This window comes from Brevibacillus borstelensis (assembly GCF_037834415.1).
In the GTDB taxonomy this organism is placed as follows: domain Bacteria; phylum Bacillota; class Bacilli; order Brevibacillales; family Brevibacillaceae; genus Brevibacillus; species Brevibacillus borstelensis_A.
The window spans coordinates 35,899-50,443 of the sequence record NZ_JAUMSJ010000020.1 but is presented as its reverse complement, the minus strand read 5'-3'; the positions used below and the strand labels follow the sequence as shown (position 1 = coordinate 50,443).

Annotated in this window: 16 protein-coding genes; 3 read left to right on the top strand and 13 right to left on the bottom strand. The window is 55.0% G+C overall.

Annotation, left to right across the window (positions count from 1 at the left end; all coding sequences use genetic code 11):
* Window positions 1-18: 18 nt before the first annotated feature.
* The 8 genes from gcvH to Q3F21_RS16490 form a co-directional block, all read right to left on the bottom strand.
* A complete protein-coding gene (gene gcvH, locus Q3F21_RS16525; protein WP_003391386.1) occupies window positions 19-399 on the bottom strand; it encodes a glycine cleavage system protein GcvH in 381 nt (126 codons plus the stop codon).
* 59 nt (window positions 400-458) lie between these two features.
* Window positions 459-911, bottom strand: coding sequence for a redoxin domain-containing protein (locus Q3F21_RS16520; RefSeq protein ID WP_340255189.1), 453 nt, complete (start codon window positions 909-911; stop codon window positions 459-461).
* Between the two features lie 173 nt (window positions 912-1,084).
* Window positions 1,085-1,633, bottom strand: a complete 549-nt coding sequence (locus tag Q3F21_RS16515; RefSeq protein ID WP_003391382.1) for a peroxiredoxin — start codon at window positions 1,631-1,633, stop codon at window positions 1,085-1,087.
* A gap of 164 nt (window positions 1,634-1,797) precedes the next feature.
* Window positions 1,798-2,997, bottom strand: coding sequence for an aminotransferase class I/II-fold pyridoxal phosphate-dependent enzyme (locus Q3F21_RS16510; RefSeq protein ID WP_340255185.1), 1,200 nt, complete (start codon window positions 2,995-2,997; stop codon window positions 1,798-1,800).
* Window positions 2,982-3,344: a Spx/MgsR family RNA polymerase-binding regulatory protein gene (locus Q3F21_RS16505; RefSeq protein WP_340255182.1), complete on the bottom strand. Its 363-nt coding sequence runs from the start codon at window positions 3,342-3,344 to the stop codon at window positions 2,982-2,984. Before Q3F21_RS16505 ends, Q3F21_RS16510 begins: the two co-directional genes overlap by 16 nt.
* A 300-nt stretch (window positions 3,345-3,644) precedes the next feature.
* Window positions 3,645-4,556, bottom strand: a complete 912-nt coding sequence (locus Q3F21_RS16500; RefSeq protein ID WP_340255179.1) for a hypothetical protein — start codon at window positions 4,554-4,556, stop codon at window positions 3,645-3,647.
* A 106-nt stretch (window positions 4,557-4,662) separates the two neighbouring features.
* On the bottom strand, window positions 4,663-4,845 hold the full coding sequence (locus tag Q3F21_RS16495; protein ID WP_340255176.1) for a hypothetical protein: 183 nt from the start codon (window positions 4,843-4,845) through the stop codon (window positions 4,663-4,665).
* A gap of 52 nt (window positions 4,846-4,897) precedes the next feature.
* Window positions 4,898-5,704 carry a DUF2797 domain-containing protein gene (locus tag Q3F21_RS16490; protein WP_340255173.1) on the bottom strand — a complete coding sequence of 269 codons (807 nt, stop codon included), beginning with the start codon at window positions 5,702-5,704 and terminating at the stop codon, window positions 4,898-4,900.
* Window positions 5,705-5,881: 177 nt separating this feature from the next.
* Here Q3F21_RS16490 and Q3F21_RS16485 point away from each other — a divergent pair, with 177 nt between their 5' ends.
* Entirely contained in the window at window positions 5,882-6,574 is a 693-nt protein-coding gene (locus tag Q3F21_RS16485; RefSeq protein WP_340255278.1) for a polysaccharide deacetylase family protein, read from the top strand.
* Between the two features lie 35 nt (window positions 6,575-6,609).
* Here Q3F21_RS16485 and Q3F21_RS16480 read toward each other — a convergent pair whose 3' ends face one another.
* Window positions 6,610-7,338 (bottom strand): amino acid ABC transporter ATP-binding protein, encoded by a 729-nt coding sequence (locus Q3F21_RS16480; RefSeq protein WP_340255170.1) that lies wholly within the window; start codon window positions 7,336-7,338, stop codon window positions 6,610-6,612.
* 145 nt (window positions 7,339-7,483) lie between these two features.
* Here Q3F21_RS16480 and sppA point away from each other — a divergent pair, with 145 nt between their 5' ends.
* Complete coding sequence (gene sppA / locus Q3F21_RS16475) at window positions 7,484-8,449, top strand: signal peptide peptidase SppA (protein WP_340255167.1); 966 nt, start codon at window positions 7,484-7,486, stop codon at window positions 8,447-8,449.
* Window positions 8,450-8,473: 24 nt separating this feature from the next.
* Window positions 8,474-9,028 carry an RDD family protein gene (locus tag Q3F21_RS16470; RefSeq protein WP_340255164.1) on the top strand — a complete coding sequence of 185 codons (555 nt, stop codon included), beginning with the start codon at window positions 8,474-8,476 and terminating at the stop codon, window positions 9,026-9,028.
* A gap of 61 nt (window positions 9,029-9,089) precedes the next feature.
* On the opposite strand, the gene Q3F21_RS16465 is transcribed toward Q3F21_RS16470, so the two are convergent.
* The 4 genes from Q3F21_RS16465 to Q3F21_RS16450 form a co-directional block, all read right to left on the bottom strand.
* Window positions 9,090-9,224 (bottom strand): hypothetical protein, encoded by a 135-nt coding sequence (locus Q3F21_RS16465; RefSeq protein WP_340255161.1) that lies wholly within the window; start codon window positions 9,222-9,224, stop codon window positions 9,090-9,092.
* Between the two features lie 67 nt (window positions 9,225-9,291).
* On the bottom strand, window positions 9,292-10,470 hold the full coding sequence (locus Q3F21_RS16460) for an MFS transporter (protein WP_340255158.1): 1,179 nt from the start codon (window positions 10,468-10,470) through the stop codon (window positions 9,292-9,294).
* Window positions 10,471-10,551: 81 nt separating this feature from the next.
* Window positions 10,552-12,642, bottom strand: a complete 2,091-nt coding sequence (locus tag Q3F21_RS16455; RefSeq protein ID WP_340255155.1) for an ABC transporter ATP-binding protein — start codon at window positions 12,640-12,642, stop codon at window positions 10,552-10,554.
* A gap of 21 nt (window positions 12,643-12,663) precedes the next feature.
* Entirely contained in the window at window positions 12,664-14,406 is a 1,743-nt protein-coding gene (locus Q3F21_RS16450) for an ABC transporter ATP-binding protein (protein WP_340255152.1), read from the bottom strand.
* Between the last annotated feature and the right edge of the window lie 139 nt (window positions 14,407-14,545).

The window sequence follows — 14,545 nt, the reverse complement described above, 5'->3', positions numbered from 1 at the left end:
CACACTTTAAGTTGTTGTTTACTCTTGCACCATCGCTTCGTATTTGTCCGCATCCATCAGCTTTTTGAGCTCGCTTTCGTCAGACAGCTCCACGACGATCATCCATGCTTGCTCATACGGAGAAGAGTTTACCAGCTCCGGCGCGTTTTCCAACTCGCCGTTTACTTCTACTACCTTCCCGCTGACAGGAGCATACAGTTCAGAAACGGTTTTTACCGATTCCACACTGCCAAAAGGTTCATCCTGTGTAATCGTGCTGCCCACCTCTGGCAGTTCGACAAAGACGATGTCGCCCAGCTCGGATTGAGCAAAAGAAGTAATGCCGATATACGCCTTGTTTCCTTCTACACGAACCCACTCGTGCTCTTCGCTGTAAAGAAGATGTTTAGGAAATTCCATCGTTCACGTATCCTCCTATCAGGTTCAATCACGTACTCCATATTAATTGGACATGGGGCTTAGGAATCCTCTTCAATCCCCAAAATTCGGTGGAGACGTTTTTTCACCAGGTTCAAGCCTTTTTCGCCAGCCTGAAAGTGGCGCAGCTGCAGGTTTTCGTCGAACAGGTAGAAAGCCGGGACGTATTCGTTTTGGAAAGCGTCCACGGTCTTCATTTCGTTGTCGATGGCGATCGGATGAGTCAGCTTGTGTTCAGCGATCGTTTCTTTGATTTTCTGAATATCCGTGTCCGCTTCCGAGCGAGGCATGTGGATGCCGATGACCTTCAAGCCGTTGGCCGCGTATTTGTCGCGCCACTCCAGGATTTGCGGCATGGATTCCTTGCACATGTAGCAGCTTACGGACCAAAAATGGATCAGCACCGGACTTCCCGCCAGATCAGCCTTGCTCACTTGGCCGTTCACCCATTCCGTAATCCCTGGAAAATCAGGCAATTCTTCGCGTAAACGCATCAAAAGCAACTCCTTTCAAGTGATCATGATCGTGAAAGATAGCAATCTTCTCGTCTCTTTTGGGCTTTCTGTTGAAAAAAAGGGCCTAACAGCTGATTGTGTTAGACCCTTTTTCGCAAAAGGAGCATGCTCGATATGGCTGCCCCCGTTCAATCGCAATTTGGTGCGGGTGCTTACTTCGCAGTCAGGTGGCTTTGACCTGGACGCCAGTTGGCCGGGCAGAGACCGCCGGATTGCAGAGCTTGCAGAACGCGCAGCGTTTCTTCTACGGAACGGCCGATGTTCAGGTCGGTTACGACTTGGTAACGCAGAACGCCTTCCGGATCGATGATGAACAGACCGCGGAATGCTACGCCGCCTTCTTCATCCAGTACACCGTAGTCGCGAGCAGTTGTTTTCAGGAAGTCGGAAGCGAGCGGGTAGTTCAGGCCGCCCAGACCGTTTTGGTCGCGAGGAGTGTTGATCCATGCGCGGTGGGAGTGCTTGGAGTCTACCGATACGCCGAGAACTTCCGCATCCAGGTCTTTGAAATCCTCGATGGAATCGCTCATAGCGATGATTTCAGTCGGGCAAACGAATGTGAAATCGAGCGGATAGAAGAACAGTACCAGCCATTTGCCGCGGTAGTCGGAGAGAGATACCTTTCCGAAATCTTGACCGTTGCCCAGAGCTGTTTCCATTGTAAAATCAGGAGCTGGAAGACCTACAAGACGTTGTGCCATATGTAAAACCTCCTTGGAATTAAGTTTTTTCACCTACAAGTTCCATCATAGCAACCTTGTTGTTTATAGTCAATACAATGTAGGAATGATTTTCAATTGATTGTCGCTTTTGCGGTGCCAGATGTATCCTCTCCGCTTTTGCTGCACGATATACATCTCCTTTGCTACCTTCTGCCGTTCAGCAGGCCGCTTTCGGCGACCCGCTTCGCCGCTTCCCGCAACAGGTCCGGCGGCTGCACCAGCGCGATCCGTACGTATCCCTCTCCCTGCTCGCCAAAAGCGCTGCCGGGGACGACCACGACCGCAGCCTCCTCCAAAAGCGCAAAAGCAAATTCGCGGGAGGTCCAGCCAGGCGGAATTTTTGCCCAGACGAACATCGTCGCCTTGGGCGGCTCGATGGACCAGCCCGCTTCTCGCAAGGCTGCGATCAGGACATCGCGCCGCTCCTGGTAAATAGAAGCTGCCGTGTTGTCCTCCCCCGTTTCCCGATCGTTCCGGATCGCAGCCGCAGCCATTTTCTGAACCGGCAGGAAGACGCCGTAGTCCACATTCGACTTGACGACCGCCAGCGGCCTGATGATCTCCGCATTCCCGACGACATAGGCGATGCGGCAGCCAGCCATGTTGAAGCTTTTGGAAAAGGAATTAAATTCGATCCCGACGTCCTTGGCCCCCTCCGCCTGCAAAAAGCTGGGCGGCCGATAGCCGTCAAAGGCCATCTCGGAATAAGCCAGATCGTGCACGACAATCACATCGTGCCGTTTGGCAAACGCGACCGCCTCTTCAAAGAAGGCGAGCGTCGCGACAGCCGAAACCGGATTATTGGGATAGTTCAGAATCATGAAGCGAGCGCGTTTGGCTACCTCTTCCGGTATTGCTTTCAGATCGGGTAAAAAACCGTTTTCCGCCTTCAGAGGCACGGGGTATGGCTCTGCACCCGCCAGATGAACGCCGCCGGCATAGATCGGGTAACCGGGGTCGGGCACCAGAACGATGTCGCCAGGATCGGACCAGGCCAGGGCGAAATGGGCAAGGCCGTCCTGAGAGCCCATCAGCGAGTGAACCTCCGAACGAGGGTCCAGCTCTACGCCAAAGCGATACTGGTACCAGCGGGCGACCTCAAGGCGAAACTCCTCTGTTCCGTCGCTCATCGGGTAGCCGAACGCGCCCGGCTCCCTGATCCCCTCAGCCAGTACCTCCACCAGCTCCGGTGCGGGCGGCTGATCAGGGCTGCCGATACTCAGATCAATTACCGGACGCCGCTCGGCAACTCCCTTTTTGCGCTCGGCCAATTCGGAAAAAATCGCCGAAGAAAGCTGTTCAAGCCGCTTGGAAGGGGTACGCATCCTCAGCGTCCCCCCCATGCCTTTTCGTACTCCTCTTCCTTGAACCCGACCGTCACCGTTTTTCCGTCAGAAACCAGCGGCCTTTTTATCAGCTTTCCGTTGGAGGCAAGCAGCTTCAGCATCTCGTCCTCGGTCATCGTCGGCAGCTTGTCCTTTAAGCTGAGCTCGCGGTAAAACTGGCCGCTCGTATTGAAAAACTTGTTCAATGGAAGTCCGCTCGCCTGCCACATGCTGCGCAGCTCGTCTTCCGAAGGAGGCGCTTCCACGATCGGGATTTCCTCGAAGGCGACATTATGTTGGTTCAGCCATTGCTTTGCTTTCCGGCAGGTGCCGCATTTGTCGTACAGATACGCTTTGATTGTCATGCAGAATATCCTCGCTTTCCTTAACGGTCTCTTCCCGTAAAACTTCCTAACCATTGCCGCTCTGACAGTTAGTGCGGTTCATTGAAACAAATTTGACCGTACAGCACTCCCCGAACACGTTGCGACGCTGCTTGGGAGTGCAGACCGAATGCCTGTCTGTCCCTTGCGTTTTCCTTTATTTTAGCGCAGTTCCCGCATTTATCCAACTTCTTACGCTCCGGTAAACACAGGCTCGCTGCCGAATAGAGGCGGGAAGACAAAGCACACCTGTCTCCTATACGGAAAATGGGACAAAGATGCCTATCGGGAAATGGACAACGATTTTGTAAAGCGAACCCCTTCTGCCGCATTGTACGGGATTTCCAGCAGCACGTAATCGTTGACCAGCGAGCGGTCTTCGCTGTTTGCATAGTCGTATGTCTGGTACGTCACCGTAACCTCCCCGACCCACAAGGCGACATTCTCTACTTCCACCGAATCAGTGGCCGACGAAGACGTTTTGATGAGCACAAACGTTTTCTCCCCATCCCGCAAGTATTCCGTCTTCCAGTCCGGGGCGGCAAGAAGCGGCCCCAGCCAGTCCTGCACGTTTTTCGGCACTTCCTCCTGCTTCACCACCCGATAGAGCAGACTGCCTGAGCCGACATCCCTTGGGGACATGCTGTTAAAGCGCTCGACGGTCCAGATTTGGTCGTAAGCCGGCCATTTTTTCATTTCGATTTCGTACGCGGTGTCGTCCGTCGTCGTTACGAGCAGGATACGCGGGTTTACCGTCTGGCTGGCCGTCTGGAAGGTTTTCAGCTTCTTTCCGAGCTTTTCCTCGACAAATGTACGCAGTACCCATTTATAGTCCCTGCTGCGCGGGTCGGCCATCAGCTCCTGCTTCTCACTTTCCGTGATTTCAAAGCTTCCGCCCTTGTCGTCTGTCCGCCGAAAAGCATCGAGGACCGCGTCGTGGTCAATGAAAGCAGGTTCCTTTGTTTTTTGGCCGACCGTCTCCGCTGCTGGTTGAGCGCTGCTTGCCGGAGGGGAGGCTGAGGCTGATTCTTCCTGATCGTGAAGCTTTATGCGCAAAGACTCGTTTTCCGCAGTCAGCTTGTCTAGCTGTCCCTTGCTCATTTTGCCTTCCACATCGATTCCGACAGTGTACCCGGCCCAAGCGCTTCCACAGATCAGCAGAGCTGTCGCCACGGATAATGCCCAAGTTCGCATGAAGTGACCATCCCTTCGCTTTTATAGCAGGTTTCGTTGCAACATGTTATATGGATGAGAAAAAGCAGCCGATCACGTCTGGCTGCCTTTTCTTTGTAGACGTTTTTTATTCCGTTTTTGTTTCCGCCGTATCGCCGGTTTCCCGCTCTTCGGCAACCGCTTCCGCCTGCGGGTTTACCTGCCACATCCGGGCAAGCGGCGAGTAAGGTATGCCCAGCGGGTTGGCCTCGGCCGCTTCTGCCAAGGTGCCTGTCAACGGCTCCGTGTATTCAATGCGCTCAGGCGTCATGCCATTCGCCTCCTCCAGCCTTTTGTTTCAGTCTGGAGGAAAAGCGGCGGCTTTATGCAGACGCGCTGACCTGCACTTGATAGCCGGCATGCTTTCTCGTCTGGAATACGCCGTTCTCGAAAATGAGGTACTGCGCCTTGACGCCGATCAGTTTGCCGCCGACGCTCTCCTGCTTGTCCAATGTAAGCGAATTGATTTTGTCCAAAGATTCCAGGATCGGGTACGTAATGTCCACCCACTCGTCCTCGCGGTATTGAAAGGCTTTGAACGGTTCAGGGAAATGAGCGTACACCTCATCCCTCAGGCTGAGCAGGTCAACCTCGCGGACATCGCCCTTGAGCATCTTTCTCCAGTTTGTCTTATCCGGCAAAAACTGGCTGAGATGCACCTCCAGCTCTCCCGCCATGCGGCGTGTCGGCACCTCCGCGATCGGAATCGCGCGGATGGCCCCCTGATCGACCCAGCGCTTCAGCTGATTGTTTTTTCTCGTCAGTCCCACCTTCACGTCGCTGGAGACAGCCAGATAGACGTAGTGCGGGATCATGCAATGCGCTTCTCCAAAGCTGGCATCCCGGCAGGTTCCCTGGTCAAAGTGGCACTCGTGCGGCTTTACGATGCACAGATCGTTTTCCGGAAGCTTGGTAAAACAAGGATAGCAATATCCGCTGTTAAAGGTTTTGTTCGTCTTGCGTCCACAGGCGATGCAGTTTTTCTCGCCCAGAAACGAGATCGTGATTTCGCTGCCCAGCAGCTCGTTTAGCGGCAGTCTCTCTTCCCCTAGCTGCAAATAGTAGTCAACAGGCTGATCCTTCCCGTGATACTGGTGCGTCAACCCGTGCAAAATACCGCGGAGCTCCACCGTATTCTCTCCTCTCTATGTACAGTTCTTTCATTTTACCATATCCTGCGGGCGGGCTGATCGCTGTTTTCTTTTGGCAGGATGATTTGCTGGTTGTGGGTGAAGCTAAGAAATAGTTACGTGGAAGGAGGGGTTTTTCTGCGCTATCGAGCGTTATTCCTGTCATTCATCGCCTGGCTGCTTTGCGGGGTGGTGCCGACAGACGCGGCAAGCCGGCCTCTTCCTGCCTATGAGCCGATTCACCGGATCGACACAACCAACAAAGTGATCGCTCTTACCTTCGACGACGGCCCTGATCCCAAGTACACGCCTATCATTTTGGAGGTTCTGCACCGCAACAAGGTTCCCGCCACCTTTTTTGTGCTCGGCTCTCAAGTCGACAAGTATCCGGGCATTGTGAAGTGGATCAAGAAAGCAGGGCACGAAATCGGCAATCACGGCTATCATCACGGCGACTTGAACAAATTGACGGAGCAGGAAATCTACGATGAAATCAAGCTGGGAGAAAAATCGATCCTCCGCTCCACTGGCGTGCTTGCCCAGTATTACCGGCCGCCGGGGGGAGTCCTGACGCACGATGTGATGAATGCGGTCCAGTCCTGCGGCTACGACATCATTCACTGGTCGATCGACCCGCGCGACTGGTCTTTGGCCCGAACTGCTTCCCACATCACCCGGAGCGTCAAAAACGGTGTCGCTCCCGGAGACATTATCCTGTTCCACGACGGCGGGCTGAACCAACGGGAAACGATCGCGGCACTGCAGCAGCTGATCACGGATCTTCGGGCCCAGGGGTATCGGTTCGTCACGGTCAGCCAATTGCTCGATGTGAAAGGGAGCAAGCGAAATACGAAAAAGGCCCCCTCGTGACGGGGGCTGTCATCGTATCGCTGCGGCTGGGCGGACTACGCCGATGTCTTGCGCAAAAATGCGCGCAGCCGCTCGTTTTTCGGATCGGTCAACAGAGCCTGGGGAGACCCTTCCTCCATGATGACGCCTTGATCCATGAAAATAATCCGATCGCTCACTTCCCGTGCAAAGCCCATCTCGTGGGTGACAACGATCATGGTCATGCCTTCTTTGGCAAGATTCTTCATCACGGCCAGGACCTCCCCGACCAACTCCGGGTCAAGCGCCGACGTCGGCTCGTCAAACAGCATGACCTTCGGGTTCATCGCCAACGCTCTGGCAATCGCCACCCGCTGCATCTGGCCTCCGGAAAGGCGGTCCGGATATACGTCGGCCTTTTCCTCAAGCCCCACTTTTTTCAATAGCGCCAGCCCCTGCACTCTCACTTCCTCGGGAGACAGCTTTTTTACCTTGATCGGCGCGAGCGTGACGTTTTCGAGAACCGTTTTGTGCGGAAACAGATTGAAGCGTTGGAACACCATCCCGACCTCTTCACGCACCTTGTTGATGTCCACTTTCGGATCGGACAGGTCATGGCCGTCGATCACGATTCGCCCGCCCGTCATCTCTTCCAATTGATTCAGACATCGCAGAAACGTGCTTTTTCCCGAACCGGACGGGCCGATTACGCATACCACTTCGCGTTCCGCTACTTGTGTCGTTATCCCTTTTAGCACCTGCAGGCTGCCGTAATTTTTCCTCAAATCCGTCACTTGGATGATCACGTTTCGTACCCCCCGCGTATTCTCTCGTGTTATGCATGATGCACCAATTGTACCGCAATATTTAGAAAATTGCATGAGTTTGTAAATTTGCTTGCATGCGTAACCGGAGAGGGAAGAGCAAATGCTACATCTGAGGTGGTTTTCCATGAACCGTAAAAGATGGACGGCACTCTTCCTGGTACTGGCCGTATTTGTCCTTGGCTTGGGCGTCGAAAGCATCTACGGAGGCGTGCGCAATCTGACCGACCATCCCGAATTTTCCTGGGACGAACACGTCGTCTCCGGTTCCGGCCCCGCCAAAATCGTGCAGCTTTACGTCAATGGCATGATCACCAGCGAGCGTTCAGCCGCATCTGTCACCACGATGGCTGACTTGTTGGCCGAACAAATCAGACGCATCGAGGAAGACGATCAAATAAAGGCCGTCGTGCTGCGCATCGAGAGCCCTGGCGGAGAGGTAGTCGCTACGGATGAATTGCACCGCCGCCTGCTGCGGCTCAAAGAGCTTCGCCAAATCCCGCTGGTCGTCAGCATGGGCTCGACGGCGGCATCGGGCGGCTACTATCTGGCGACAGCGGGAGACGCCATTTTCGCCAATCCCAATACGCTGACCGGCAGTCTGGGAGTTATCTTTTCCTTGACCAACTACAGCAATGCCATTCACAAGCTGGGAATTCAGGAGTACGCGATCAAAAGCGGACGCTTCAAGGATATCGGCAGTCCCGCCCGTCCGCTCACAGAGCCCGAGCGGCAAATTTTCCAAACGCTGGTCAACCAAAGCTACGACCGCTTTGTAGACGTGATCGTAAAGGGCAGAAGTCTTCCCCGTGAGCGCGTCTTGCAAATAGCCGACGGACGGATATACTCGGGCGAACAGGCGAAACGCCTGGGACTTGTAGACCGCTTTGGCGATCTGGAGGATGCGACCCGCTATGCTTTGACCCTGACCGGCCTGCCGGAAGCGCAAATCGTTCGCTTTACCGAAAACGTTTCGCTCGGCAACCTGTTATTCCGCATGCAGCGCCACTGGTCCAATCCTGATCCGCTTGGCCTTGAGCGCATTCTGCAGCAAGGCTCGACCCCCAGGCTCCTGTACCAGTTCATGCCATAGCCATATTTTTGGAGGTGTTCCACTATGCAAGACCAATCGTCTGAACCTGATTTTCCCGAATCCCTGCTTTCCGCTGACACTGCCGCGCGGACCGCTCTTGTCCAAGGCTTCGCAGGAGCAGAGCCATCCGGCGGCGAGGATGCCTCCCAGGAGGTCTCCTATGCGTTTGCCGGCTTTTGGATTCGCGTCGGCGCGACGCTGCTGGACGTGCTCTTTCTCACCGGGATCAGCTTTTTGTTGTTCAACCCGCTGCGCCGTGCCTTCGCGGTCGGGCTGGACGTCTTTTCTTTCGTCGATTTCCTGGAAATCGCCTTCGACTTCGCCTATGCCATCCTGCTTACCTGGTGGACGGGACAGACACTTGGAAAGCTCATCGCCGGCATCCGGGTGGTCAACGCCCGTCAGCATCGCAGCCAGTTGACGCTGGGGCAGGTATTGCTGCGAGAGGTCATCGGCAAATTTCTCTCTGCCCTTCCTCTGGGGCTGGGGTATATGTGGGCGGGGTGGAACCAGAAAAAGCAAGCCTGGCACGATCTTATCGCCAAGACGTACGTGATCCGCGACAACAGACGGACGTAATGGCAGGCAAAACGAAAAGACTCGCCTTTGTTTGTTCAAAGACGAGTCTTTTTACTGGATATTACCTGGTTGCATTGTTCACCGATGGAGCGGGCCTCGTTGGCGTTTCATCGGAAAAGAACGGGATCACGATCAGACTGATGACAAAAAACAGAATCCAGATCATTCCCCGTTTGAAAACACAGGGCGTCATCATCAGGCAAACCCCTTTCTGAGAAAGATGACTGTATCCCTACGCTTCCCCTCTCTTCTCATTTTTATGCTTAGGACGCCACCGCCGTCTCCTGCGCGGAACGGGTCGTGCGGAAAAACAGGCATGCAGCCGCAAACCCGAACAGCAGAAGCCCCATCAGCCAGAAAATGCTTCGCGGGTCCCAGACCTGGATCAAGAGTCCGTTTACATTGGGAGCCAGAATGCTGGCGACGCCGAAATTCATGCTGGCGATGATGCCTGCCGTAGGGACCATCGCACCTGGCAAAATATCGGTCGCAAACGCCAGGCCGAGCGAGTAGAAGGAACCCACCGCCGCACCCGCAATCGCCAGCAGGAACATCATCATCCAGACGTTGTCGCCGCTGAGCGGGAACAGGATGAAAGCCACGGCTCCGACGAGCGCACAGGCAAACATGACCCGTTTCCGGCCGATCCGGTCACTTAAAGCGCCCAACGGAATTTGCAATATGATGCTGCCCACTACAAAGGATGGCAGGATAACCGATACCCACTCGATGGAAATGCCGGTACGCAAAGCGTAAACCGGAAAACTTCCGTTTAAAGACGTTTCCATAAATCCGTACAAAAACGACGGGATCAGCGCCAGCCAGCTTAACCGAAATACAGTCGTGTATCTGTTCTGTTTTTTCACACCGGTTTCAGCTGCCTTGATTTCTTCGGGGAAATCATTGCGAATGCGCGCCAGAAGAATAAACGCTGCCGCATACAACACGGTCAGTGCGGCAAACGGCGCCCAAAATCCTATCGGAAGCAGGTTGATCCCCAGCGGCCCCATGCTGAATCCGATGCCGTAGGCCAGACCGTAGAGCGACAGATCCCGTCCCCGCCTCTCCGGAGCGGCGATCTTGGTCACCCACATTTGACTGGCGTAATGGAGCCCGGAATCGCCAATTCCCATCAGCATGCGGAGCATGAACCATACCGCCAGATGGGAAAACACCGGAATCAAAACAGTCGCTGCGGTCACCATCAAAAGTCCGCAAAAAATCGTCGACCGGTATCCGATCCGGCGCAGCGGGATTTCCAGCCAGGGAGAAACAAGCAGTATGCCGATGTACAAGGCGGCCGCATTCAATCCGTTGGCGACAGATGAAACTCCCTGCTGCTCCAGCATCACGGCCAAAAGCGGAATCGTCAGCCCCTGGCTGGCTCCCGCAATGACCACGACCAATATCAGCACCCAAAAGGTAAAACGTGTTGAAGACATGATGTATGTGTACTCCTCTCTTGCACTCACTCTCTCTATTCAAAATCTCCCCTCACCCGGCGGCAAGGTCAAGATCAATCGCTATTGTTCTACTGTAGCAGAGATTTGCCCCTGCTGTAGCTGGTACATTTTTTGATATAGGCCATGCTGCGCCATCAGCTCGTCATGCGTGCCCCGCTCGACAACTTCGCCGCGTGACAAAACGAGAATCTGGTCGGCATGCTGAATCGTAGACAGGCGGTGTGCGATGATAAAAGTCGTGCGCCCCGCAGAAAGCACGTGCAGCGCCTCCTGGATTGCCGACTCTGTCTCGCTGTCGATGCTCGCTGTCGCTTCGTCCAGGATCAAAATAGCCGGATCAGCTGCGAGAGCCCGGGAAAATGAAATCAACTGCCGCTGTCCGGCAGACAAGGTCATCCCCCGCTCCACGACCGGTTCTTCATAACCTTCGGGGAAATGGCGAATAAACTCATCTGCCCTGACTGCCTGCGCCGCCTGTTTTACGTCGTCATTTGTAAGCTTGTCATTATACAAGCGAATATTGAATCCGACACTGCCCGTAAACAAAAACGGGTCCTGCAGCACCAGCCCCACATGGCGGCGAAGCGTCCGCGTATCCATCTTGCTCATGTCCATGCCGTCGATCAGGATGCGCCCTTTCGTAACCGGATAAAAGCCGAGCAACAAATTCATCAGCGAGCTTTTTCCCGACCCGGTGTGGCCGACCAGCGCTACCGTCTGGCCCGGCTTGGCCGTGTAGGATACATTCTTCAAGACGTACTGATCGGCCTGATAGGCAAAAGAAACGCGGTCAAAGACAACCTCTCCGCGAGGACGCTCGATGGCCTTGCCTCCCTTCTCCTCCTCAGCCGGCGTGTCGAGAATGTCAAACACGCGCTGCGAGGAGATGGCAGCCTGCTGCAATTGCGAAAGACGGTTCATAATCATGCTGATCGGCTCGAAAAAGCGTCCCATGTAATCGACGAAGGCAAACAGCGCACCGAACGAAATGGCGCTGTGAAACGAAGTCGAGCCGAAGTACCAGACGATCACCGTGAGAGATATTTTCCAGATCAGATCAACGGCCGGTCTGAGCAAAAGCCACTCCAGGTTGTTCTCCTTTAAGCGAACCCGAAAGTACTCTTCGTTTACCTTGGCAAACTCCTCTTGAACCCCCGACTCTCGGCGAAACGCCTGGACGATCGTCATGTTTTGAATCATCTCGTTGATCGTGGCGTTCATATCGCTCAGCCTGCTGCGGATGACGGCATAATAGCGGGAGCTGAAGCGATGATAAACAATGACGAGCGCGATGATCAACGGCACACTTAAAAAGCAAAACAGGGCAAGCTGCGGCTGAAGGACAAAAAGCGCAATTAAAATACCTATGAGGTATACCCCGTTCTGTACAAAAGTAGCCAGAACGCTGACATACAGTTCGCGAATTGCCTCTGTATCGTTGCTAACACGGGAGACGATCTGCCCGACCGGTGTCTTGTCAAAAAACGACACCGGCAGCTTCTGCAGGTGGGTGAACAAAATCATCCGCATGCGCTGGATGATGCGCTGCGCCGTTATTTGCAGCGTCAGGATTTGCGTGTAGTTGCATGCCGCGCTGACCAGGATCAGCAAGGCGTAGCCGCCGGCCAGCAGCAGAATCGGCGGAATCTCCCTGCTGTACAGCGCCTTCACCTCGTCCGCGGTCAGACGGATTCCCTCCGCCTGGTCAACCGTCTGCCCCGAGCGAACGAGCGTCGCCTCGACCCGCTCCCTTCCCTCGACAGCCGGCAGCGGCTGAAGCTTCGGCTCCCCGTCTTCGGACAGTTCACGGTCCAGCATATAGTAGGTCGTTCCCTCGGTTACGACCTGTGCTGTGCTTGCCTTTTGTGCATCGTCCGGCGGCAAGGACGGCAGCCAATCCTCCCGGACAAAATACTCGTCCCCCAGCCGGATGGCGATCTGATTTCCTTCGACGGTAAGCGGTTCCTTGTCAAAGCGATACCACGTCTTCTGAACCGCCAGAATGTGATTGTCGATCATCACTTTTGCCAAAAAGGGGCCGGCCAGTTCCGCGGCGGTGCCGAGCAGGAGGAGCAGCAGGGCCCCTGCGATCTGTTTGCGAAACGGCATGGCGAACTCCACCAGCCGCTTCCATACTTGTTTGCCGTTCATTACACGATCCCCTCTCTAGCCTTAACCCGCCACATCTTGTTCCATCTGCTGCCTGCGATACTGCTCCGCGTACCAGCCGTTTTGCGCCATCAATTCATCATGCGTTCCCCGCTCCACGATCCTGCCCTCATCCAGCACCAGAATCAACCGGGCGTGCTGGACAGCGGAGAGCCGGTGGGCGGTGATGATCGTCGTCTTTCCTTTGCGTTCATCGCGCAGATGGTGAAGAATGCTTTCCTCCGTCCTCGCATCCACAGCGGACAGACAGTCGTCCAGAATAAGGATGTCGGCGTTCCTCAGCAGGGCGCGGGCAATGGAAATACGCTGCTTCTGGCCGCCTGAGAGGGTGACCCCCTTTTCCCCGACCATCGTTCCAAGCCCCTCCGCAAATTGCGCCACATCGCCTTTCATTTCGGCCAGGGAGAGTGCATGCCACACTTCCTCGGTGGTCGCCTCAGGCGAACCGAAAGCGACGTTCGCCTCGATCGTACGGGAAAACAGCAGATGCTCCTGGGGAACGTAGGCGATTTTCCCCCGCAGGGCAGACAACGAAATCCGTTCTACCGGCTTTCCTCCGACAAACAGGGCGTTCGCTTCTACCGGGTACTGGTGCAAAAGAGTCCGGCAAAGCGTTGACTTCCCGCTTCCCGTCCTGCCCACAATCCCCAGAGTCTCCCCTTCGTGCAGCATGAAGCTTATATCCGACAAGGCGTCCTTTTCCGCCTGCGGATAGCGGAAAGTAAAACCTCTCGCCTCCACAGTATTGTGCGGAACGTCCTCTATCACAGTTTCGTTGTCCACCACGTCCGGCCGCTCGGCGAACAATTCCGACAAACGCTTTTGGGAAGCGCTCCCCCGCTGGAGAATGTTCATCAGCCAGCCAAAGGCAAACATCGGCCAGATGAGCAGCCCGAGGTAGAGGTTGAACGCGACCAGATCGCCCAGGGAAATCGCGCTGGAAAAGACGAGGTAGGTGCCGTAGCCAAGCCCGATCAGAAAGCTGAAGCCGATGATAATGCCGATCGTCGGTTCGAACAGGGCGTCGATCCGGGAGACGCTGATATTTCGCTCCATCGTTTTCTCGCTGACCCGGCGAAACGCCTCCACATCCTCCTTTTCCTGTACAAACGCCCGCAGCACGCGGACACCCGAGACAGATTGCTGCACATGGTCGTTCATCTCGCCAAACGCTTCCTGGGCAAGGTAAAACCGGTCGTGCAGAAGCTTGCCGTAATAGGCGGTGGCCCAGGCCAAAAACGGCATCGGGATGAGAGCAGCCAGCGTCAGCTTCCAGTCGATCGCCACCATCATGACAGCCAAAGTCAACAGTGTGGCAAAGAGAGAATCGACTAGCGTCAGTACCCCCATCCCTGCTGTCTGTTCGATCGCGGGAATGTCGTTGGTGGCCAGCGCCATCAAATCGCCGGAACGACGGCGCGAGTAAAAGGATGGCGACATTCGGGTCAAATGGCCGAACAGCCGCTCTCGAAGCGTCCGCTCCAGCATCAGCGACCCGCCGAACAGCAAATACCGCCAGAAGAAACGAAGCCCGTACAGCGTCAGGCCGATCAAAAGCAGCGTGACAATTGTCGTCACCAATGCGGATGTCGTCAGCGATCCATTGCGGATTTGATCCACCGTTTGCCCAATCAGCCGGGGAGGCCAGAGCATGAGCAGATCGATCAAAAAAAGAAAGGCAATCCCTACTGTATACCGTTTCCAATATTTTCTGAAAAACCAGGACAATTGCCGTAAAATATCCACGCCGTCTGTCCCTCCTTCCTTATCCTATTAGAAAACTTGGCTCCGCCATGGCTGTGGCGGAGCCTCCTTCATCCGGTCATCTTCTGGGACGACTTTGACCCTGTCGACCAAAAGAAAGGGATGCGCTGTACGCCATCCC